The sequence below is a fragment of the Streptomyces sp. CWNU-52B genome, assembly GCF_047444975.1.
In the GTDB taxonomy this organism is placed as follows: Bacteria; Actinomycetota; Actinomycetes; order Streptomycetales; family Streptomycetaceae; genus Streptomyces.
This window is the reverse complement of record NZ_JBLFJV010000021.1, coordinates 182,596-201,524: the sequence shown is the minus strand read 5'-3', so window position 1 is coordinate 201,524 and position 18,929 is coordinate 182,596. Positions and strand designations below refer to the sequence as shown.

Annotated in this window: 19 protein-coding genes; 18 read left to right on the top strand and 1 reads right to left on the bottom strand. The window is 72.7% G+C overall.

Going from position 1 to position 18,929, the window contains the following annotated elements; genetic code table 11:
• Positions 1 to 6: 6 nt before the first annotated feature.
• The 9 genes from ACLVWQ_RS21830 to ACLVWQ_RS21790 all read left to right on the top strand — a co-directional run bounded on the left by ACLVWQ_RS21830 (position 7) and on the right by ACLVWQ_RS21790 (position 11,106).
• Positions 7 to 1,008, top strand: coding sequence for a proline racemase family protein (locus ACLVWQ_RS21830; RefSeq protein ID WP_414110772.1), 1,002 nt, complete (start codon positions 7 to 9; stop codon positions 1,006 to 1,008).
• Positions 1,009 to 1,160: 152 nt separating this feature from the next.
• Positions 1,161 to 1,871, top strand: coding sequence for a GntR family transcriptional regulator (locus ACLVWQ_RS21825; RefSeq protein WP_414110771.1), 711 nt, complete (start codon positions 1,161 to 1,163; stop codon positions 1,869 to 1,871).
• Between the two features lie 89 nt (positions 1,872 to 1,960).
• Positions 1,961 to 2,797 (top strand): M55 family metallopeptidase, encoded by an 837-nt coding sequence (locus tag ACLVWQ_RS21820; RefSeq protein WP_414110770.1) that lies wholly within the window; start codon positions 1,961 to 1,963, stop codon positions 2,795 to 2,797.
• On the top strand, positions 2,790 to 4,163 hold the full coding sequence (locus ACLVWQ_RS21815) for a M20/M25/M40 family metallo-hydrolase (RefSeq protein WP_414110769.1): 1,374 nt from the start codon (positions 2,790 to 2,792) through the stop codon (positions 4,161 to 4,163). Before ACLVWQ_RS21820 ends, ACLVWQ_RS21815 begins: the two co-directional genes overlap by 8 nt.
• 63 nt (positions 4,164 to 4,226) lie before the next feature.
• Entirely contained in the window at positions 4,227 to 6,266 is a 2,040-nt protein-coding gene (locus ACLVWQ_RS21810; RefSeq protein ID WP_414110852.1) for a prolyl oligopeptidase family serine peptidase, read from the top strand.
• Positions 6,263 to 7,186 carry a S66 peptidase family protein gene (locus ACLVWQ_RS21805; protein WP_414110767.1) on the top strand — a complete coding sequence of 308 codons (924 nt, stop codon included), beginning with the start codon at positions 6,263 to 6,265 and terminating at the stop codon, positions 7,184 to 7,186. Before ACLVWQ_RS21810 ends, ACLVWQ_RS21805 begins: the two co-directional genes overlap by 4 nt.
• Before the next feature lie 402 nt (positions 7,187 to 7,588).
• Positions 7,589 to 8,134, top strand: coding sequence for a GNAT family N-acetyltransferase (locus ACLVWQ_RS21800; RefSeq protein ID WP_414110765.1), 546 nt, complete (start codon positions 7,589 to 7,591; stop codon positions 8,132 to 8,134).
• A complete protein-coding gene (locus ACLVWQ_RS21795) occupies positions 8,131 to 9,057 on the top strand; it encodes an arginase family protein (protein WP_414110763.1) in 927 nt (308 codons plus the stop codon). Before ACLVWQ_RS21800 ends, ACLVWQ_RS21795 begins: the two co-directional genes overlap by 4 nt.
• 63 nt (positions 9,058 to 9,120) lie before the next feature.
• The gene (locus tag ACLVWQ_RS21790) at positions 9,121 to 11,106 is read left to right on the top strand and encodes a DUF5107 domain-containing protein (protein WP_414110762.1); all 1,986 of its coding nucleotides are present in this window, start codon (positions 9,121 to 9,123) and stop codon (positions 11,104 to 11,106) included.
• 54 nt (positions 11,107 to 11,160) lie between these two features.
• Here the strand turns inward: ACLVWQ_RS21790 and ACLVWQ_RS21785 are convergent, their stop codons facing one another.
• Positions 11,161 to 11,514 carry a VOC family protein gene (locus ACLVWQ_RS21785; protein ID WP_414110760.1) on the bottom strand — a complete coding sequence of 118 codons (354 nt, stop codon included), beginning with the start codon at positions 11,512 to 11,514 and terminating at the stop codon, positions 11,161 to 11,163.
• 242 nt (positions 11,515 to 11,756) lie between these two features.
• On the opposite strand from ACLVWQ_RS21785, the gene ACLVWQ_RS21780 reads away from it, so the two are divergent.
• From ACLVWQ_RS21780 to ACLVWQ_RS21740, 9 genes are all read left to right on the top strand, one after another.
• Entirely contained in the window at positions 11,757 to 13,604 is a 1,848-nt protein-coding gene (locus ACLVWQ_RS21780; protein WP_414110759.1) for a transketolase, read from the top strand.
• 63 nt (positions 13,605 to 13,667) lie between these two features.
• Complete coding sequence (ligD, locus tag ACLVWQ_RS21775) at positions 13,668 to 14,624, top strand: non-homologous end-joining DNA ligase (protein ID WP_414110758.1); 957 nt, start codon at positions 13,668 to 13,670, stop codon at positions 14,622 to 14,624.
• 138 nt (positions 14,625 to 14,762) lie between these two features.
• Positions 14,763 to 15,149 carry a gas vesicle protein gene (locus tag ACLVWQ_RS21770; protein ID WP_414110757.1) on the top strand — a complete coding sequence of 129 codons (387 nt, stop codon included), beginning with the start codon at positions 14,763 to 14,765 and terminating at the stop codon, positions 15,147 to 15,149.
• A 130-nt stretch (positions 15,150 to 15,279) separates the two neighbouring features.
• Positions 15,280 to 15,714, top strand: coding sequence for a gas vesicle structural protein GvpA (locus ACLVWQ_RS21765; RefSeq protein WP_414110756.1), 435 nt, complete (start codon positions 15,280 to 15,282; stop codon positions 15,712 to 15,714).
• Positions 15,711 to 16,460, top strand: coding sequence for a GvpL/GvpF family gas vesicle protein (locus ACLVWQ_RS21760; protein ID WP_414110755.1), 750 nt, complete (start codon positions 15,711 to 15,713; stop codon positions 16,458 to 16,460). The genes ACLVWQ_RS21765 and ACLVWQ_RS21760 overlap by 4 nt, the downstream gene beginning before the upstream one ends.
• 37 nt (positions 16,461 to 16,497) lie before the next feature.
• Positions 16,498 to 16,764 (top strand): gas vesicle protein GvpG, encoded by a 267-nt coding sequence (locus tag ACLVWQ_RS21755; RefSeq protein WP_414110754.1) that lies wholly within the window; start codon positions 16,498 to 16,500, stop codon positions 16,762 to 16,764.
• On the top strand, positions 16,761 to 17,441 hold the full coding sequence (locus tag ACLVWQ_RS21750) for a DNA primase (protein ID WP_414110753.1): 681 nt from the start codon (positions 16,761 to 16,763) through the stop codon (positions 17,439 to 17,441). The genes ACLVWQ_RS21755 and ACLVWQ_RS21750 overlap by 4 nt, the downstream gene beginning before the upstream one ends.
• Positions 17,434 to 18,579 carry an SRPBCC family protein gene (locus ACLVWQ_RS21745; RefSeq protein ID WP_414110752.1) on the top strand — a complete coding sequence of 382 codons (1,146 nt, stop codon included), beginning with the start codon at positions 17,434 to 17,436 and terminating at the stop codon, positions 18,577 to 18,579. Before ACLVWQ_RS21750 ends, ACLVWQ_RS21745 begins: the two co-directional genes overlap by 8 nt.
• Positions 18,576 to 18,929, top strand: a complete 354-nt coding sequence (locus ACLVWQ_RS21740; protein WP_414110751.1) for a gas vesicle protein — start codon at positions 18,576 to 18,578, stop codon at positions 18,927 to 18,929. The genes ACLVWQ_RS21745 and ACLVWQ_RS21740 overlap by 4 nt, the downstream gene beginning before the upstream one ends.

Genomic DNA, 18,929 nt, shown 5'->3' with positions numbered 1-18,929 from the left:
AGGAACATGCGCAGCAGACTCGTCCTGCACGCCGTCGACTCGCACACCGAGGGCATGCCCACCCGTGTGATCACCGGGGGTATCGGCACGGTCCCCGGCGCGACCATGAACGAACGGCGCCTGTACTTCCGTGAACACCGGGACGACATCAAGCAGTTGCTGATGAACGAGCCGCGTGGCCACGCGGCGATGAGCGGCGCGATCCTCCAGCCGTCCACCCGGCCCGACTGCGACTACGGCGTCATCTACATCGAGGTGTCCGGCTACCTGCCGATGTGCGGGCACGGGACCATCGGGGTCGCGACCGTCCTCGTGGAGACCGGCATGGTCGAGGTCGTCGAACCGGTGACGACCATCCGGCTCGACACCCCGGCCGGGCTCGTCGTCGCCGAGGTGGAGGTGCGGGACGGGGCCGCCGGGCCGGTCACACTGAGGAACGTGCCGTCCTTCTCCGTCGCCCTCGACCGCAAGATCCAGCTCGCCGACGGGCGGACGGTGACCTACGACCTCGCGTACGGCGGGAACTTCTACGCGATCCTGTCGCTCGACCAGTTCGGGCTGCCCTTCGAGCGGGCCCGCAAGGACGACATCCTCGCCGCCGGCCTGTCGCTGATGGACGCCGTCAACGCCGAGGGGGAGCCCGTCCATCCGGAGGACCCCTCCATCAGCGGCTGCCATCATGTGCATCTGGTCGCGCCCGGCTCGACGGCCCGGCACTCGCGGCACGCGATGGCCATCCACCCGGGCTGGTTCGACCGCTCGCCCTGCGGCACGGGCACCAGCGCGCGGATGGCGCAGCTGCACGCACGCGGCGAACTGCCCCTGCACACCGAGTTCCTGAACGAGTCCTTCATCGGCACCCGCTTCACCGGCCGCCTCCACGGGACCACCGAGGTCGCCGGGGTCCCGGCCGTGCTGCCCAGCTTCACCGGGCGCGCGTGGGTGACCGGCACCGCGCAGTACCTGCTGGACCCGACCGACCCGTTCCCGGCGGGCTTCGTGCTCTAGACGTCCGAAGGCCCCGGAGGACGTCCGAGGGCTCTGAAGCCGCCCGCACACCATCTGTACCGCGCGCACCTGTACCGCCCGCACCGACTACGTCACCACGTCACCCACTCCGCCCATGTCACCCACACCGCCCGTTCCGAGGAGACCGACCGATGGCCGCCCAGCGCACCGGCGCCCCCGTCCTGCCCACGCTGGGCGGCAAGAAGCCCAGCTACCGCGAGAGCGTCGCCGACGCTCTGCGGGCCGCCCTCATCGCGGGGGAGCTGCGCCCCGGCGAGATCCACTCCGCGCCGGCCCTCGCCGCCCGCTTCGGCGTCTCCGCCACCCCGGTCCGCGAGGCCATGCTCGACCTCGCCAAGGAGGGCCTGGTCGACACCGTGCCCAACAAGGGCTTCCGGGTCACCGCGGTCTCCGAGAGACAGCTCGACGAGTACACCCACATCCGCTCGCTCATCGAGATCCCCACCACCGTGGGCCTCGCCGGCGCCGCCGACCCCGCCGCGCTGGAGGCGCTGCGCCCCGTGGCCCAGGAGATCGTCTCGGCCGCGGCGGCCGGTGACCTCATCGCCTACGTCGACGCGGACATCCGCTTCCACCTCGGCCTGCTCGCCCTCGCGGGCAACGAGCACCTGGTCGAGGTCGTCGGCGGCCTCCGCAGGCGCTCCCGGCTCTACGGGCTGCACGCCCTGGTCGAGGCGGGCCGCCTGCAGGCGTCCGCCGAGGAGCACCTGGAGATCCTCGACGCGCTCGTCGTCCGCGACGAGGAGGCGGTACGCGCCGTGATGACGCGGCACCTCGGACACGTACGGGGACTGTGGGCGGCCCAGGACGCGGGCGCGGGCGGCGCCGCACGGTCCGGCTGACCCGCCCGGCTCAGGGGCTCCACCCCCGAAATGTCTCCTTCGGCCGGGCGGCTCTGTGGGGTGCGTCGGGACTGCGATACAACTGGAGCATGGTAAAGATCCTCATCAGTGCCGACATGGAGGGCGCCACGGGCGTGACCTGGCCGGCCGACGTGCTGCCGGGCACACCGCAGTGGGAACGGTGCCGGTCGATGTTCACCTCGGACGTGAACGCCGCGGCCCTCGGGTTCTTCGACGGCGGCGCCGACGAGGTCCTCGTCAACGAGGCCCACTGGACCATGCGCAATCTGCTCCTGGAGCGACTGGACGAACGGGTGCAGATGCTCACCGGACGGCACAAGTCGCTGTCCATGGTGGAGGGCGTGCAGCACGGGGACGTCGACGGCATCGCCTTCGTCGGCTATCACGCGGGAGCGGGCATGGAGGGCGTCCTCGCCCACACCTACCTCGCCAACTCGATCACCGGCGTGTGGGTCGACGGCGAGCGCGCCAGCGAGGGACTGCTCAACGCGCGCGTCGTCGCCGAGTACGGCGTCCCCGTCGTCCTGGTCACCGGTGACGACGTGGCCTGCGAGGACGCGCTCGGCTACGCGCCCGAGGCGCTGAAGGTCGCGGTCAAGGACCATGTCTCGCGGTACGCGGCCGTGTGCCGCACCCCGGCCCGTACCGCGGCGGACATCCGCGCCGCGGCCAAGGAGGCGGCCCGCCTCGCGGTGCGCCACGAACCCGACCGGGCGGGCCCCTTCACCGTGGCCCTGGAGTTCGACGCCGAGCACCTCTCGATGGCGGCCACCGTGGTCCCGGGCGTCGAGCGGACCGGGGAGCGGAAGGTGGCGTACACCAGCGCCACCATGTACGAGGGCATCCGGACCTTCAAGGCCGTCACCACGATCGTCTCGGCCGCCGTGGAGGAGACCTATGGCTGACAAGAGCACGGCAGGCAACAACGTGACGGAAGAGCGAGCCGTCGACGCACGGACCGTCGACGAGCAGGCGCTGGACGAGGTCGTCCGGTTCACCTCCGAACTCATCCGGATCGACACCACCAACCGCGGCGGCGGCGACTGCCAGGAGCGGCCGGCCGCCGAGTACGCCGCCGCGCGGCTCGCCGAGGCCGGCCTGGAGCCGACCCTCCTGGAGCGCACCAAGGGGCGTACGAACGTCGTCGCGCGCCTTGAGGGCACCGACCCGTCCGCCGACGCACTGCTCGTCCACGGCCACCTGGACGTCGTACCCGCACGGGCGGAGGACTGGAGCGTCCATCCGTTCTCCGGCGAGGTCCGCGACGGGGTGGTCTGGGGGCGCGGCGCGGTCGACATGAAGAACATGGACGCGATGATCCTCGCGGTCGTCCGGCAGTGGGCGCGCGCCGGAGTACGCCCCCGGCGGGACCTGGTGATCGCGTTCACCGCCGACGAGGAGGCGAGCGCCGAGGACGGTTCGGGCTTCCTCGCGGACCGGCACGCCGGGCTCTTCGCGGGGTGCACCGAGGGCATCAGCGAGTCCGGGGCCTTCACCTTCCACGACGGCGCGGGGCGCGAGCTGTACCCGCTGGCGGCCGGCGAGCGCGGCACCGGCTGGCTGAAGCTCACCGCCCGCGGCCGGGCGGGCCACGGCTCCAAGGTGAACCGGTCCAACGCGGTGACCCGGCTCGCCGCCGCCGTCGCGCGGATAGGCGCCCACCAGTGGCCCGTACGGCTCACCCCGACGGTCCGCGCGGCGCTCACCGAACTCGCCGCGCTGTACGGCGTCGAGCCCGATCTGGACCACCCCGACGGCGTGGACGCCCTGTTGGCGAAGCTCGGACCGGCCGCCTCGCTCGTCGAGTCCACGGTCCGCAACAGCGCCAACCCGACCATGCTGGACGCCGGTTACAAGGTCAACGTGATTCCGGGGGAGGCCGTCGCCCAGGTCGACGGACGCTTCCTGGCCGGGCACGAGGACGAGTTCCGCGCCACCCTCGACGAGCTCACCGGGCCTGACGTGGAGTGGGAGTTCGCCCACCACGAGGTCGCGCTCCAGTCGCCGCTCGACACGACGACGTACGCCCGGATGCGGGCCGCCGTCGAACAGTTCGCGCCCGAGGGGAACGTCGTGCCCTACTGCATGTCGGGCGGCACGGACGCCAAGCAGTTCTCCCGCCTGGGCATCACCGGCTACGGGTTCGCACCGCTGAAGCTCCCGCCGGGCTTCGACTACCAGGCACTGTTCCACGGCGTCGACGAACGGGTGCCCGTCGAGGCGCTCCACTTCGGCGTCCGGGTACTCGACCGCTTCCTGCGCACGGCCTAGGGAAATCGGGGAGAGAGCGACATGGGGACAGAACGACATGGAGACGCAGTGACGGGGGACACCGTGCGGACACTGGCCTACGGCTCCTGGCCCTCGCCGGTCGACGCGGCGCTGGCCGCCGCGCACGACGGACACCCCGACCACGTGGGGTTCGTCGGCGACGAGGCCTGGTGGACCGAACCCCGGCCCGCCGAGGGCGGCCGCCGCACCCTGGTGCGCCGCCGCGCGGACGGCACCGAGGAGTCGGTGCTGCCCGCCCCCTGGAACGTCCGCAGCCGTGTCATGGAGTACGGCGGACACCCCTGGGCCGGCGCGGTCCGCGAGGACGGCCCGCTGGTCGTGTTCGTCGACTTCGCCGACCAGCGGCTGTACGCGTACGAGCCCGCCGATCCCGGGAGCGGGCCGCGTCCCCTGACCCCCGAGTCCGCCGTGGGCGGCGGACTGCGCTGGGTGGACCCGCAGATGCGCCCGGAACTCGGCGAGGTGTGGTGCGTCCTGGAGGAGTTCACCGGGGACGGGCCCAGCGACGTGCGCAGGCTCCTGGCGGCCGTCCCGCTGGACGGCTCGGCCGCGCGGGACCGGGACGCCGTACGCGAACTCGGCGACGCCCGGCACCGGTTCGTCACCGGAGCGCGGGTCTCGCCCGACGGGCGGCGCGCCGCCTGGCTGGCCTGGGACCACCCGCGCATGCCGTGGGACGGGACCGAGCTGCTCCTCGCCGAGGTGACCCCCGACGGGACGCTGGGGGAGCCCCGGCGGATCGCGGGCGGCCCCGACGAGTCGATCGCCCAGGTCGACTGGGACCGCGACGGCTCGCTGCTCCACACCAGCGACCGCACCGGCTGGTGGAACCTCTACCGCACCTCGGTGGACGGGCCGTCGGGGGACGGGGCCCCGGCCGGCGCTCCCTCCGCCGACGCCTCCGCGGACGTCTCCTCCGTGGCGCTCTGTACGCGCGAGGAGGAGTTCGGCGGGCCGCTGTGGACGATCGGCCGTCGCTGGTTCGCGCCGCTGGACAGCGGACTGATCGCCGTCGTGCACGGGCGGGGCGCCACCGCGCTCGGCGTCCTCGACCCGGAGACCGGGGAGGTCGTCGACGCGGCCGGGCCCTGGACCGAGTACGGGGCCACGCTCGCCGCCGACGGCACCCGCGTCGTCACCGTGGCCGCCAGCCCGCGCAGCGCGTACGAGGTCGTGGAACTGGACACCCGCACCGGACACGCCCGGGTCGTGGGCGCCGCGCACCACGACCCGGTGGACCCCGCCTACTACCCGGAACCGCAGATCCGTACGTTCGCCGGGCCCGCCGGGCGGGAGATCCACGCGCACATCTACCCGCCGCACCACCCCGGCCAGGTGGCCCCCGGCGACACGCTCCCGCCGTACGTCGTGTGGGCGCACGGCGGGCCCACCGACCGGGCCCCGCTCGTCCTCGACCTGCAGATCGCGTACTTCACCTCGCGCGGCATCGGGGTCGCCGAGGTCAACTACGGCGGCTCCACCGGGTACGGCCGCGCGTACCGCGACCGGCTGCGCGAGCAGTGGGGTGTCGTCGACGTCGAGGACTGCGCGGCCGTCGCCGTCGCGCTGGCCGACGAGGGCACCGCCGACCGCGCCCGGCTGGCCGTCCGGGGCGGCAGCGCGGGTGGCTGGACCACGGCCGCCTCGCTGGTGAACACCGACGTGTACGCGTGCGGGACGATCCTCTATCCCGTCCTCGACCTGGTGGGCTGGAGTGCGGGCGACACCCACGACTTCGAGTCCCAGTACCTGGAGAGCCTGGTCGGACCGCTCGCCGAGGTCCCCGGGCGGTACGCGCAGCGCTCGCCCACCCAGCACGCCGACCAGGTCACCGTGCCCTTCCTGCTCCTCCAGGGCCTCGACGACGTGATCTGCCCGCCGGTCCAGTGCGAGCGGTTCCTGGCCAGGCTGGAGGAGCGGGCGCGGCCCGTGCCGCACGCCTACATCGCCTTCGAGGGCGAGGGCCACGGCTTCCGCCGCGCCGACACGACGGTGCGGGTCCTGGAGGCCGAACTCTCCCTGTACGCGCAGGTGTTCGGCCTGAACCCGCCCGGCGTCCCGGTCCTGGAGCTGGTCAAGTGAAGGAGTCCGTCAGAGCCCGGCGGCTGGTCGCGGGAGACCGGGTCGCCGTCGTCGCCCCCAGCGGACCGGTGCCCGAGGAGCGGCTCCAGGCGGGCCTGGACATCCTGCGCGGCTGGGACCTGGACCCGGTGGTGGCATCCCATGTCCTGGACCGGCACGGGACGTTCGCCTACCTGGCGGGCGCGGACGCCGACCGGGCGGCAGACCTCCAGGCCGCCTGGTGCGATCCGTCCGTGGCCGCGGTGCTGTGCGCCCGCGGCGGCTACGGGGCCCAGCGCATGGCCGACCTGCTCGACTGGGACGCACTGCGGGCCGCGGGACCCAAGGTGTTCGTCGGCTTCAGCGACATCACGGCGCTCCACGAGGCGTTCGCGGCGCGGCTGGGGTTCGTGACACTGCACGGGCCGATGGCCGCGGGCATCGACTTCGTCAAGAACGCCCGCGCCCAGGAACACCTGCGGGCGACCCTGTTCGCACCGGAGTCGGTGCGGACCGTCACCTCGGCCGGGCGGGCGCTGGTCCCGGGGCGGGCCACCGGCGTCCTCCTCGGCGGCTGTCTGAGCCTGCTCGCCGCCGAACTGGGCACCCCGCACGCCCGGCCCCGGGCGAGCGGCGGCCTGCTCTGTCTGGAGGACGTCGGCGAGGAGCCGTACCGCCTGGACCGCCACCTCACCCAGCTGCTGCGCGCGGGCTGGTTCGACGGTGTCGCCGGGATCCTGCTCGGCTCCTGGGAGCGCTGCGGCCCGTACGACCGGGTACGGGACCTGCTCCTCGACCGGCTGGGCGGGCTGGGGGTGCCCGTCGCCGAGGAGTTCGGCTTCGGCCACGGCGAGGGAGCCCTGACGATCCCGTTCGGCACCCGGGCGGACCTGAACGCGACCGAGGGCACGCTGACACTGGAGAATCCAGCCCTGCTGTAGGAGGCGGTTCAGGGGCGCGGGCCGCTGCCATACGCGGCTCCACCGGGGCGCGCCGAGCCCCGGTCGGCGGCTGGTTCCGCTTCGGTCCGCGGGCGGGACGCCGGTGCCGGGCGGGGCGAGGGCGAGTCGTGCGGCCTGGCTGTGCGGGAGTGACGGGTCCATGGCCGGCCGGGTTCGGGCAGCCCTGGGCGGGGCCGTGGTGGGGGTTCGTGGCGGGTGCGGTTCCGCCGTGGTGTGCCGAGCCCACGTCGGCGGCTGGCTCCGCTCCGCTCGCGGGCGGGACGCCGGTGCTCGGCGGGGCGAGGGTGAGTCGTGCGGCGGCCTCGCCGCGCAGGAGCGACCGGTCCCAGCGCCGGCCGGGCCCCGGTACGCCCCAGCGGAGCGTCGGCGTACCGTGGCGGGATGTCCGGTAGCACCGCATACCTCGCCGAAGGCCCCCGCGTGGGCGTACGCCACTTCACCCTCGACGACGGCGCCGAGTTCACCGCCCGGGTCCGGGAGAGCAAGGCCCTGCACCAGCCGTGGCTCTTCCCGCCCGGCACCGCCGCCGCCTACTCCTCGTACGCGCGGCGGCTGATCGAGGATCCGACGAAGGCCGGGTTCCTCGTCTGCGAGAAGGACGGCGGCGCGATCGCCGGGTTCATCAACATCAACAACATCGTCGAGGCCGGCTTCCTGTGCGGCGCGCTCGGGTACGGGGCCTTCGCGCACGCGGCCGGCCGCGGGCTGATGGGCGAGGGTCTTGACCTGGTCGTGCGGTACGCGTTCGGCCCGCTCGGCCTGCACCGGCTGGAGATTAACGTCCAGCCGGACAACACCGCCTCGATCGCGCTCGCCCGCCGCTGCGGATTCCGCCTGGAGGGCTTCTCGCCGGACTTCCTCCACATCGACGGGGCCTGGCGGGACCATGAGCGCTGGGCCGTCACCGCCGATATGATTCGAACATGAGTACCACCAGTGCCCCGCGGGCCCCGCGGAATCTCGTCGTCCTCGACGCCCCCTCGAACCTGGGCCTGCGGCCGCCCGCCCCCGGCACGGTGCCCGGCTGCTACAAACTGGCCGGCGCCCTGCGCGAGCAGCGCCTCGTGCGGCGGCTGAACGCCCTGGAGGGCGGCGTCGTCGTGCCGCCGCGCTACGACCGGGGCGACTGGCAGGAGGGCGACGGCGTCTTCAACGCCGCCGCGCTCGCCGCGTACACCCGCACGCTCGCCGATCGCATCGAGACCCATGTACGGGCCGGGGACCTGCCCGTCGTCCTTGGCGGCGACTGCTCCATCCAGCTCGGCGCCTCCCTCGCGCTGCGCCGCGTCGGACGCTACGGCCTCGCGGCGGTCGACGCCTCGCACGACTTCCGCCACCCGGGCAACTCCGACCGGATCGGCGCGGCCGGCGGTGAGGAGGTCGCCCTGGCCACCGGGCGCGGCCAGGACGACCTGACGGACCTGGAGGGGCTCAAGCCCTATCTGCGTGACGAGGACGTACGGTTCTTCGGCATCCGGGACGCGTTCGAGGACGACCGGGCCGAGCTGGCCGCACTGAAGATCCCCACGGTGACCGTCGGCGACCTCCGGGAGCGGGGCGCCGACGCCGTCGCGCGGGCCACCGCCCAGGCCTTCGAGGTGCCGGACCTGGACGGCTTCTGGGTGCACCTCGACGCCGACGTGCTCGACCCGTCCGTGATGCCCGCCGTCGACAGCCCCGACTCCGACGGACTGCTGCCCGACGAACTGGTCGCGCTGCTGCGGCCGTTGGTGCGCTCGCCGCACTGCGCCGGCTTCAACGTCACCATCTACGACCCGGACCTGGACCCCGGGGGAACCGCGGGCGCCCTGCTGGCCGACGTCGTCGTCGCGGCCTTCGCGGGGTCCTGACCGCCGGCTTTGCGCAATCCTGACCACCGGAGCCCCTGGCCGGTCGGCCGTCCGCCCTGTTCCATGGTCGACGTGACGACCATCCGACGTGACGTACTGACGCTTCCGGTCGCGGAACTGGGCCCCGTCAACCCGCTGCCCCCGCTGCGTCCGCTCGACGAGACGCACCACGTGGACGAGCGGGACCGCGAGGGCCTGCCCCGCGACATGGCCCGCCAGATCGGGTACGAGCCGCTGCGCGGCCTCCTGCCCGAGCGCGTCCGGGACGGGTACGGAAGACTGCGCGCACCCCGCGAGATCGACACGATCGTCCTGGAGAACGACCGGCTGCGCGCGACCGTGCTGCCCGGCTTCGGCGGCCGGGTCGTCTCCCTCTTCCACAAGCCGTCCGACCGCGAACTCCTCTACCGCAACCCGGTGTTGCAGCCCGCCGACTTCGCGCTCAACGGCGCCTGGTTCGCCGGCGGCATCGAGTGGAACATCGGCGCCACCGGACACTCGGCGCTCGCCTGCGCGCCCCTGCACGCCGCCCGCGTCACCGCCCCCGACGGCACGCGGCTGCTGCGCCTGTGGGAGTGGGAACGGCTGCGCGACCTGCCCTTCCAGGTCGACCTGTGGCTGCCGGAGGGCTCCGACTTCCTCTACGTCGGCGTCCGGGTCCGCAATCCGCACGACAGGGCCGCGCCGCTGTACTGGTGGTCCAACACCGCGGTGCCCGAGGACCGCAGGGTGCTCGCACCCGCCGAGGAGGCCTGGCACTTCGGGTACGAGCGCAGGCTGCGCCGGGTGCCCGTCCCGGTGCACGAGGGCGTCGACGCCACGTATCCGCCGCGCGGCGCGTACCCGGCCGACTACTTCTACGAGGTCCCCGACGGACAGCGGCGCTGGATCGCCGCGCTGGACGACGCCGGGCAGGGCTTGGTCCAGACGTCCACCGACACGCTGCGCGGGCGCAAGCTCTTCCTGTGGGGTTCCGGCACCGGCGGACGCCGCTGGCAGGAGTGGCTCACCGAGCCCGGCACCGACGGCTACTGCGAGATCCAGGCGGGCCTCGCCCGCACCCAGCTGGAGCATCTGCGCCTCGACGCGGAGAGCGAGGTGACCTGGCTGGAGGCGTACGGGCCGCTGGACGCCGACGCCGGACGCGTCCACGGCGACGACTGGGCCGGAGCCCGCTCGGAGGTCGAGGACCGACTCGAACGGGCCCTGCCGCGGGCGGAGTTCGAGACGGCGTACGAGCAGTGGCTGACGGCCGCCGACACCGGACCCGGCGAGGTGCTCGCGGTCGGCTCGGGCTGGGGAGCGCTCGAAGTGCTGCGGGCCGACCACAAGTTGCCCGGCACGCCCTTCGACGAGAGCACCCTCACGGACGCCCAGCGGCCCTGGGCGGAGCTGCTCAGGTCCGGCCGCTTCCCCGAGCCGCGCCGGGTCGGGCCGCCCGGCGAGACACTCGTCGCCCGGCACTGGCGGGACATGCTGGAGACGGCACCCGCCCAGCCGCTCACCGAGTACCACCTCGGGGTCGCCCAGTGGCACGCGGACGACCGCGCCCAGGCGGTGCGCAGCTGGGAGCGGGGCCTCGAACTCGCCCCGTCGCGCTGGCCGTTGCTGCGCTGCCTGGCCGTCGCCGATCGGGAGGCGGGCAACCGGGAGCGGGCCGCCGACCGGTACGCGGACGCCTTCGACGACCTGTGCCAGGAGCGGCGCGACGACGGCGAGACCTGGACGGCGGCCACCGCCGCACTGGGCCGCGAGGCGATCGGCGCGCTGCTCACGGCCGGGCGCGCCGCGGACGCGCGGTCCGTGTGGGAGCGGCTGCACCCGGCCACCCGGGCACGCGGCAGGTTCCGGCTGATCGAGGCGGGGCTGCTGCTCGCCGAGGGTGACAAGGACGCGGCACGGGCCGTCTTCGACGCCGGCTTCGAGGTGGCCGACCTGCGCGAGGGAGCCGAGGTGATCGGGACGCTGTGGTCCCGGATCAGTGACGAACCCCTGCCCGCGCGCTACGACTTCCGGATGCGGCCGCCCGGCGCCGAGGGCGCCGCCTGACCCCGGCCCGCGCCCGCGCCGCCCGTCCCACCCGCCCCGCCGGCTCCGTACCGGCTACTGGGACACGTGCCGGTCCACGTACTCGTACACGTAGCCGTCCGGGTGCATCGCGATCAGGTTGCGGCCGGCGGGAGTCGCCAGCGGGCCCGCCAGGACGTGGGCGCCCGAGTCGGTGAGCACCCGGTTGGCCTCCTCGACGTCCTGCACGGCGATGGTCGCGGAGACCTTGCGGAGCACTTCCAGTTCCGACTCCGGGCCGCTCATCAACAGGAAGCAGCCGACGGCGGCGACGGAGACCCCGCCGCGCTCGAAGCGGAGCGCCGGTCCGCCCGCCAGTCTCTCGTAGAAGGGGACCGCAGTCTCCAGGTCGTCGACGCAGATGCGCAGCGTGGCTCCCAGAATGTCCATACGGACGAGCCTAGTTGCGGCCGGCCGGGAAGGAGATCGTTTCGCACGGATCCTTTGCCGGCCGGGTCCGCCGCCGGGGACGCCGAGGCGCGTCCGCGCCAGGCCGCGTAGGCCGTCCGGGGGCCCCGACGTTTGGGCGCTCCGGACAGGGGGACGTGGGAAGCCCCGATCCCCGACTCGTGCATCCGTACCTGTGCGATCCGTACCCGTACATCCGTGGCAGCGTCCGTGGAAGGAACACCATGAGCACCCCCGATCTCGACGAACTGGGGCAGCAGCTGCGTGTCGACAGCGTGCGCGCGGCCGACGCGGCGGGCTCAGGACACCCCACCTCCTCGATGTCCGCCGCCGACCTCTTCGCGGTCCTGCTCGCCCGGCAGCTCCGCTACGACTTCGAGCGGCCCGCCCACCCGGGCAACGACCGCCTCGTCCTCTCCAAGGGGCACGCCTCGCCGCTGCTGTACGCCGCGTACAAGGCCGCCGGAGCCATCGACGACAGCGAACTGCTGACCTTCCGCACCCTGGGCAGCCGGCTCGAAGGGCACCCGACGCCGCGCCGCCTGCCGTGGGTGGAGACCGCCACCGGTTCGCTGGGCCAGGGCCTGCCCGTCGGCGTGGGCATCGCCCTGTCGGGCCGGCGGCTGGAGCGGACCGGCTACCGCGTATGGGTGCTGTGCGGCGACAGCGAGCTGGCCGAGGGCAGCGTCTGGGAGGCCGCCGAGCACGCCGGGTACGAGCAGCTCGACAACCTCACCGTGATCGTGGACGTCAACCGGCTCGGCCAGCGCGGCCCGACCCGGCACGGCCACGACCTCGACGCCTACGCCCGCCGCTTCCAGGCCTTCGGCTGGCACACCGTCGAGGTCGACGGCCATGACACCGCAGCCGTCGAGCGGGCGTACGGCGAGGCCGTGTCCACGGCCGGACAGCCGACCGCGATCCTGGCCCGCACCCTCAAGGGCAAGGGCGTCGCGGCCGTGGAGGACCGCGAGGGCCTGCACGGCAAACCACTGCCCGACGCCGACGCGGCCGTCCAGGAACTGGGCGGGGTGCGTGACCTGCGCGTCGAGGTCCAGCGGCCGCCCGCCGCCCGCCCGCCGCACGACGTGAGCGCCGGACACCTGGAGCTGCCGCGCTGGGAGACCGGCGAGGAGGTCGCCACCCGTGACGCGTTCGGCACGGCGCTCGCCGCGCTCGGCACCGCCCGCCCCGACGTCGTCGCCCTGGACGGCGAGGTCGGTGACTCGACCCGCGCCGAGTTGTTCGCCAAGGAACACCCCGACCGGTTCTTCGAGTGCTACATCGCCGAGCAGCAGCTCGTCGCGGCCGCCGTGGGACTCGCCACCCGCGGGTGGGTGCCGTACGTGTCGACCTTCGCCGCGTTCCTCACCCGCGCCCACGATTTCGTCCGGATGGCGGCGGTCAGCGGCGCGGGCGTCAACCTCGTCGGCTCGCACGCGGGCGTCGCCATCGGCGAGGACGGGCCCTCCCAGATGGGCGTCGAGGACCTGGCCATGTTCCGGGCCGTGTTCGGCTCGACCGTGCTCTACCCCTGCGACGCCAACCAGACCGCGCGGCTCGTCGCCGCGATGGCGGACCTCGAAGGCATCCGCTATCTGCGGACCTCGCGCGGTGACACGCCCGTCGTGTACGGGCCCGACGAGGAGTTCCCCGTCGGCGGCAGCAAGGTCCTGCGGAGCTCCCCCGAGGACCGGCTGACCGTCGTCGCCGCCGGAGTGACCGTGCACGAGGCGCTCAAGGCCGCGGACGCGCTCGCCGCCGACGGCATCCCCGTGCGGGTCGTCGACCTGTACTCCGTCAAGCCCGTCGACCGGCAGACCCTGCGCGAGGCCGCCGAGCGGACCGGCTGCCTGCTCACCGTCGAGGACCACCACGCGGAGGGTGGTATCGGGGACGCCGTCCTCGACGCTTTCCTCGACGGCCGGCCCGTACCGCGCCTGGTGCGCCTCGCCGTGCGCTCCATGCCCGGTTCGGCCACTCCCGCCGAGCAGTTGCACGCCGCCGGCATCGACGCCGAGTCGATCGCGGCCTCGGTGAAACTGCTCGTGGAGAACGCGGTTGTGCGATGACCGCCGACGGCGTACGGAAGAAGTGAGCAGGCGGACCGTACGCGGGGCAGGGAGGAAGTGACCATGCGGACCGTACGCGCGGGCCGGCGCACCGTGGAGGTGCACCGGCCGGACAAGGTGCTGTTCCCCGGCGGGGGAGGGGCGAAGGAGTACACGAAGGCCGACCTCGTCGCGTACTACCGGGAGATCGCCCCGTTCATGCTGCCGCACCTGCGGGGGCGGCCCCTGATGCTGGAGCGGTACCCGGACGGGCTCGACGGGTCCCGGTTCATGCAGAAGAACGTGCCGGACCACTACCCGGACTGGATCGGACGGGTCGAGGTGCCCAAGGAGGGCGGCACGGTCCTGCACCCCGTGTGCGAGGACACCGCGACCCTCGTCTACCTCGCCGACCAGGCCTGTCTGACCCTGCACCGCTGGCTGGCCCGGGTCCCGTCCGGTGCCGCGTCGGGCGGTGCGTCCGGCGGTGCGTCCGGCGGTGCGGTCGGCCGTCCCGACCGGATGGTCTTCGACCTCGACCCGGCCACCGACGACTTCGAGCCGGTACGCGACACCGCCCGGCTCCTCGGCGAACTCCTCGACGCGCTCCGCCTGCCGTCCGCCCTGATGACCACCGGCTCGCGCGGACTGCATGTCGTCGTACCGCTCAACGGGCGTCATGACGTCGACGAGGTGCACACCTTCGCCCAGGACGTCGCCGACGCGCTCGCCGAGGCACACCCCGACCGGCTCACCACCCGGGCCCGCAAGAAGGACCGCGGCGACCGGCTCTATCTGGACATCCAGCGCAACGCCTACGCGCAGACCACGGTCGCCCCCTACACCGTCCGGGCCAGACCGGGCGCCCCGGTCGCTGTGCCCGTCACCTGGGACCAGCTGGAGGAACCGGAGCTGGGCCCACGCCGCTGGACGATCGCCGACGCGGCCGGCCAGGCCCGCACCGATCCCTGGGCGGGGCTGCTGCGCAACGGGCGCGCGCTCGGGCCCGCCAGACGCCGGCTGGACGCCCTGCGCGGCTGAGCAGGGACAGCGGCGCGGCCGGCCGGTCCGGCGCCGGGTGGGTGGTCGGCCGCCTGAGTCGATCACTCTGCGTGGCCGAATGCCTACCCCCTCAGGTTTGGCCAACAGGCTGTGGGCGACCCGGAGTTGGAGGTGCTCATGGCCAACACATCCAACACGCCAGATACATCCGACACACCAGATGCACGGACCGGCACACAGGGTTCGTCGAACCCGGGCAAGGGCAAGCGGCGCGAAGCGGCGGCCGACGGCGAGCCGGGCCCCATGGAGGTACTGCGCCAGGCGCGCGCCCAGCTCGCGGAACTCACCGGCATGACAGCCGAGTCGGTGTCGTCGTTCGAACGCACCGAGGACGGCTGGACGCTGGAGGTCGAGGTACTGGAACTCCTCCGGGTCCCCGACACGATGAGCCTGCTCGCGAGCTACGAGGTGACCCTCGATCCGCGCGGTGAGCTCACCGGATACCGGCGCGTCCGCCGTTACGAACGCGGCAGGGCCGACCCCCGGAAGCCCGGCGGACGCTAGGGCGTTCCGGACCGGGCCACGGCATGCCCGCGCCCGCACATAAGCCAACAGACAAGGCAACAGACAAGCCAACAGACAAGGCAACAGACAAGCCAACAGACAAGACAACAGACAAGGAGGGACGGTCGGTATGACCGTTGTCCCGGCACAGCAATCCGCCGGCGGAGGTGGCTCGAGCGGCCTCTACGACGTCCTGGAGCTCGTACTCGACCGGGGGCTCGTCATCGACGCCTTCATCCGGGTCTCCCTCGTCGGCATCGAGATCCTCAAGATCGACGTCCGTGTCGTCGTCGCCAGCGTCGACACCTATCTGCGCTTCGCCGAGGCGTGCAACCGGCTCGACCTGGAATCCGGGCCGAAGCGCAGCCCCGGACTGCCCGACCTGGTCGGTGAGATCACCGAGTCCGGCGCGCGCGGCAAGTCCAAGGGAGCGTTGTCCGGCGCCGCCGAGACCATCTCGGACGCCTTCAAGCAGTCCCGCGAGGAGTCCCGGTCCGAGCCCGACCCGAGGCCGCGCGCCCGCAAGTCCACCGCCGCCGCTCGCCGGAAGGAGGAGCAGGAGTGAGCACGTACGTCTACGGCATCACGGCCGGCTCGCACCCCGCGCTGCCCAAGGGCATGGGAGGCGTGGGCGATCCGGCACGGGAGGTGCGCGTCATCAGGGAGGGCGACCTCGCGGCGGTCGTCAGCGACGCGCCCGAAGGGCTGCGCCCCAAACGCAGGGACCTGCTAGCCCACCAGAACGTACTCGCCGAGACCGGCGCGGCGGGCCCGGTGCTGCCCATGCGGTTCGGCAGTGTCTCGCCGGACGACGCGGCCGTGGCCCGGGTGCTGGCCGACCGCACCGTCCACTTCGAGGAACGCCTCGAAGCGTTGGCGGGCAAGGTCGAGTACAACGTCAAGGCCATGCACGACGAAGAGGCCGTACTGCACCGGGTGATGTCCGAGAACCCGGACGTCCGGGCCATGACCGAGGCCAACCGCACTGCGGGAGGCGGCAGTTACGAGGACAGGCTGCGGCTCGGCGAGATGGTGGTCGCCGCGGTGAAGAACCGTGAGTCGGCGGACGCCGCCGAGATCCAGCACGCCCTGGAGCGGGTCGCCGCCGCCGTGAGTGTGGGCCCCGAGTCCACCGGGTGGCTGGCCAACCTGTCGTTCCTGGTGGACCGCGGGTCGGCCGAGGCGTTCGTCGCCGCAGTCGACGAGGTCCGCGAGGAGCAGCCGCATCTCGAACTGCGTGTCCATGGCCCGCTGCCGCCCTACAGCTTCGTCGAGCCGGGCCCCGCCGCGCCCGCCGAGGCCGGCAGCTGACAGCACTGACGCCACTGACAGGACTGACAGGACTGACATGGGACTGATCGGAGAGGTTCTGATGCTGCCGTTCGCACCCGTGCGCGGCAGCCTCTGGGCGATGAGGCAGGTGGTGAACGAGGCGGAGCGCCAGTACTACGACCCGACGGTGGTCCGTGCCGAACTCGGTGTCCTGGAGGAGCGACTGGAGGCCGGCGAGATCGACGAGACGGAGTTCGACCGTATGGAGGACGAGCTCCTGGACAGGCTGGAGACAGCCATGGCCAGGGGTACCGCGACAGGAGACAACGGGACGACATCATGAAACGACTTGGGCTCGGCCTCGCCGTAGGGGCCGGATACGTCCTCGGACGTACGAAGAAGATGAAGCTCGCGTTCGCCATCGGCACCATGGTGGCCGGTAAGCGGATGCACCTCAGCCCGCGGATGCTCGGGGAACTGCTCACCCAGCAGCTCCAGAACAACCCGCAGTTCAAGGAGATCGGGGATCAGCTGCGCCAGGACCTGCGCGGGGTGGGCAAAGCCGCCTCCGGAGCGCTCGTCGAGCGGCAGATCGAGGGCCTCGCCGACCGGCTGCACGGACGCACCAGCCAGGTGAAGGACCAGCTCGCGGGCGTGGTGCCGGACGCCGTGCCGGACGTACCGGGCGCCGGTGGAGGGAAGCGCCGCGACCGTGACGAGGAACCGGCCGAGGAGCACGGCGCGTACGAGGAGTACGACGAGAACGAGAACGAGAACGAGAACGACGAGGGTGAGGGCGAGGAGAGCCCGCGCAGGCGCGCCCCCGCGAAGAGGACGGCGAAGAAGGCACCCGCGAAGAAGGGCGCCGTGCGGCGGAGCCCCGACAGCGACGCCCCGGCGAGGAAGACGGCGACGAGTGCCGCGAAGAGGGCTCCCGTGAAGAAGACGGCCGCGGCGAAGACGGCCACGCGCCGCGTCCCTCGGGCCCGCACGGCGAGGGGAGGCGGCGACGATGACTGACACCCTCGGATCCGCGACCGAGCAGGTCAAGGCCAACCCGTTGACCTCCGTCGCCCGGAGCGCCGCGGCCGACCGGCTCAAGGCGGAGGTCCAGGACTACCTGGCCGCCCAGGCCCAGCGGCTGCTGGTCGGAGTCGGACACAAACTCGGCGACACGACGGGCAGGCTCAACGACATCGCCTCGGGCAGCAGCCCCGGCCTCGCCAAGCTCGCTCTCGACGGCGGACGCAAGCTGGCCGAGGGCAAGGGGCCGCTGAGGTCCGCGCTGGAGCTCGGCGCGGGCCGGGCCAAGGACAGCGTGGTCGGCGCCTTCAAGAACCTGACCGGTGGCAAGGGCAGGCGCAAGGGCGGCGCGGGCAAGAAACCGACCGTCATCATGGAGTTCGTCGACGTCGGTGTGCCGCTGCGCACGGCGTACGACCAGTGGACCCAGTACCAGGACTTCAGCAGCTTCGCCAAGGGCGTCAAGAGTGCGAACCGCGCCGACGACACGACGTCCGACTGGCAGCTCAAGGTCTTCTGGTCCAACCGCAGCTGGAAGGCCCACACCACCGAACAGGTGGCGGACGACCGGGTCGGCTGGACGTCCGAGGGCGCCAAGGGCACGACGAAGGGTGTCGTCTCCTTCCACTCGCTCGCCGAGAACCTCACCCGCGTCCTGCTGGTCATCGAGTACTACCCCAAGGGTCTGTTCGAGAAGACCGGCAACATCTGGCGGGCCCAGGGCCGCAGGGCACGCCTGGACCTCAAGAACTTCTCCCGGTTCATCACGCTCAAGGGCGAGGCCGAGGACGGCTGGCGCGGCGAGATCCGCGACGGCGAGGTGGTCCGGAGCCACGAGGACGCGATCACCGAGGAGCAGAACGAGCAGGAGGAGCAGAACGAGCAGGAGGAGTCCGGGCGGACCTCTGAAGATGCGGAGGCCGCGGGGAACGAGCAGTCTGACGAGTACGAAGAGGCACCCGAGGACGAGGACGCCGAGTACCAGGACGAGGAGGGGTACGAGGAGGAGTACGAGGACGACGACGAGCACGGTGTGTACGCCGAGGAGGAGGACGAGCCGGCGGAAGCGGAGGCGGCAGAGGAGGACGCGGACGAACGCGGACGTGAGCCCGCCGGAGCCCGGGGCCGTCGATGACCACGGCTCAGCGCTTTCCCGATCCCTACGGGCACGACGGAGGCGCCAACCTCGCGGACATCCTCGAACGGGTGCTGGACAAGGGCATCGTGATCGCGGGCGACATCCGCATCAATCTCCTCGACATCGAGCTGCTCACCATCAAACTGCGGCTCGTCGTCGCCTCCGTCGACAAGGCGAAGGAGATGGGGATCGACTGGTGGGAGACGGACCCGCAACTGTCCTCCCGTGCCGGCCGCGAGGAACTCGTCCGTGAGAACGCCGAGTTGCGCGCCCATCTCGCGGAACTGGAAGGCGCGCGTGTCGAAGTGCCCGCGCGTGAGCGTGATCCCTCGAAGGAGGAAGCCTGA

Excerpts from the sequence above, each read along its gene's own strand:
- ACLVWQ_RS21830 (WP_414110772.1), top strand. The coding sequence starts at position 7 with ATGCGCAGCAGACTCGTCCTGCACGCCGTCGACTCGCACACCGAGGGC.
- ACLVWQ_RS21825 (WP_414110771.1), top strand. The coding sequence starts at position 1,161 with ATGGCCGCCCAGCGCACCGGCGCCCCCGTCCTGCCCACGCTGGGCGGC.
- ACLVWQ_RS21820 (WP_414110770.1), top strand. The coding sequence starts at position 1,961 with ATGGTAAAGATCCTCATCAGTGCCGACATGGAGGGCGCCACGGGCGTG.
- ACLVWQ_RS21815 (WP_414110769.1), top strand. The coding sequence starts at position 2,790 with ATGGCTGACAAGAGCACGGCAGGCAACAACGTGACGGAAGAGCGAGCC.
- ACLVWQ_RS21800 (WP_414110765.1), top strand. The coding sequence starts at position 7,589 with ATGTCCGGTAGCACCGCATACCTCGCCGAAGGCCCCCGCGTGGGCGTA.
- ACLVWQ_RS21795 (WP_414110763.1), top strand. The coding sequence starts at position 8,131 with ATGAGTACCACCAGTGCCCCGCGGGCCCCGCGGAATCTCGTCGTCCTC.
- ACLVWQ_RS21790 (WP_414110762.1), top strand. The coding sequence starts at position 9,121 with ATGGTCGACGTGACGACCATCCGACGTGACGTACTGACGCTTCCGGTC.
- ACLVWQ_RS21785 (WP_414110760.1), bottom strand. The coding sequence starts at position 11,514 with ATGGACATTCTGGGAGCCACGCTGCGCATCTGCGTCGACGACCTGGAG.
- ACLVWQ_RS21780 (WP_414110759.1), top strand. The coding sequence starts at position 11,757 with ATGAGCACCCCCGATCTCGACGAACTGGGGCAGCAGCTGCGTGTCGAC.
- ligD (WP_414110758.1), top strand. The coding sequence starts at position 13,668 with ATGCGGACCGTACGCGCGGGCCGGCGCACCGTGGAGGTGCACCGGCCG.
- ACLVWQ_RS21770 (WP_414110757.1), top strand. The coding sequence starts at position 14,763 with ATGGCCAACACATCCAACACGCCAGATACATCCGACACACCAGATGCA.
- ACLVWQ_RS21765 (WP_414110756.1), top strand. The coding sequence starts at position 15,280 with ATGACCGTTGTCCCGGCACAGCAATCCGCCGGCGGAGGTGGCTCGAGC.
- ACLVWQ_RS21755 (WP_414110754.1), top strand. The coding sequence starts at position 16,498 with ATGGGACTGATCGGAGAGGTTCTGATGCTGCCGTTCGCACCCGTGCGC.
- ACLVWQ_RS21750 (WP_414110753.1), top strand. The coding sequence starts at position 16,761 with ATGAAACGACTTGGGCTCGGCCTCGCCGTAGGGGCCGGATACGTCCTC.
- ACLVWQ_RS21745 (WP_414110752.1), top strand. The coding sequence starts at position 17,434 with ATGACTGACACCCTCGGATCCGCGACCGAGCAGGTCAAGGCCAACCCG.
- ACLVWQ_RS21740 (WP_414110751.1), top strand. The coding sequence starts at position 18,576 with ATGACCACGGCTCAGCGCTTTCCCGATCCCTACGGGCACGACGGAGGC.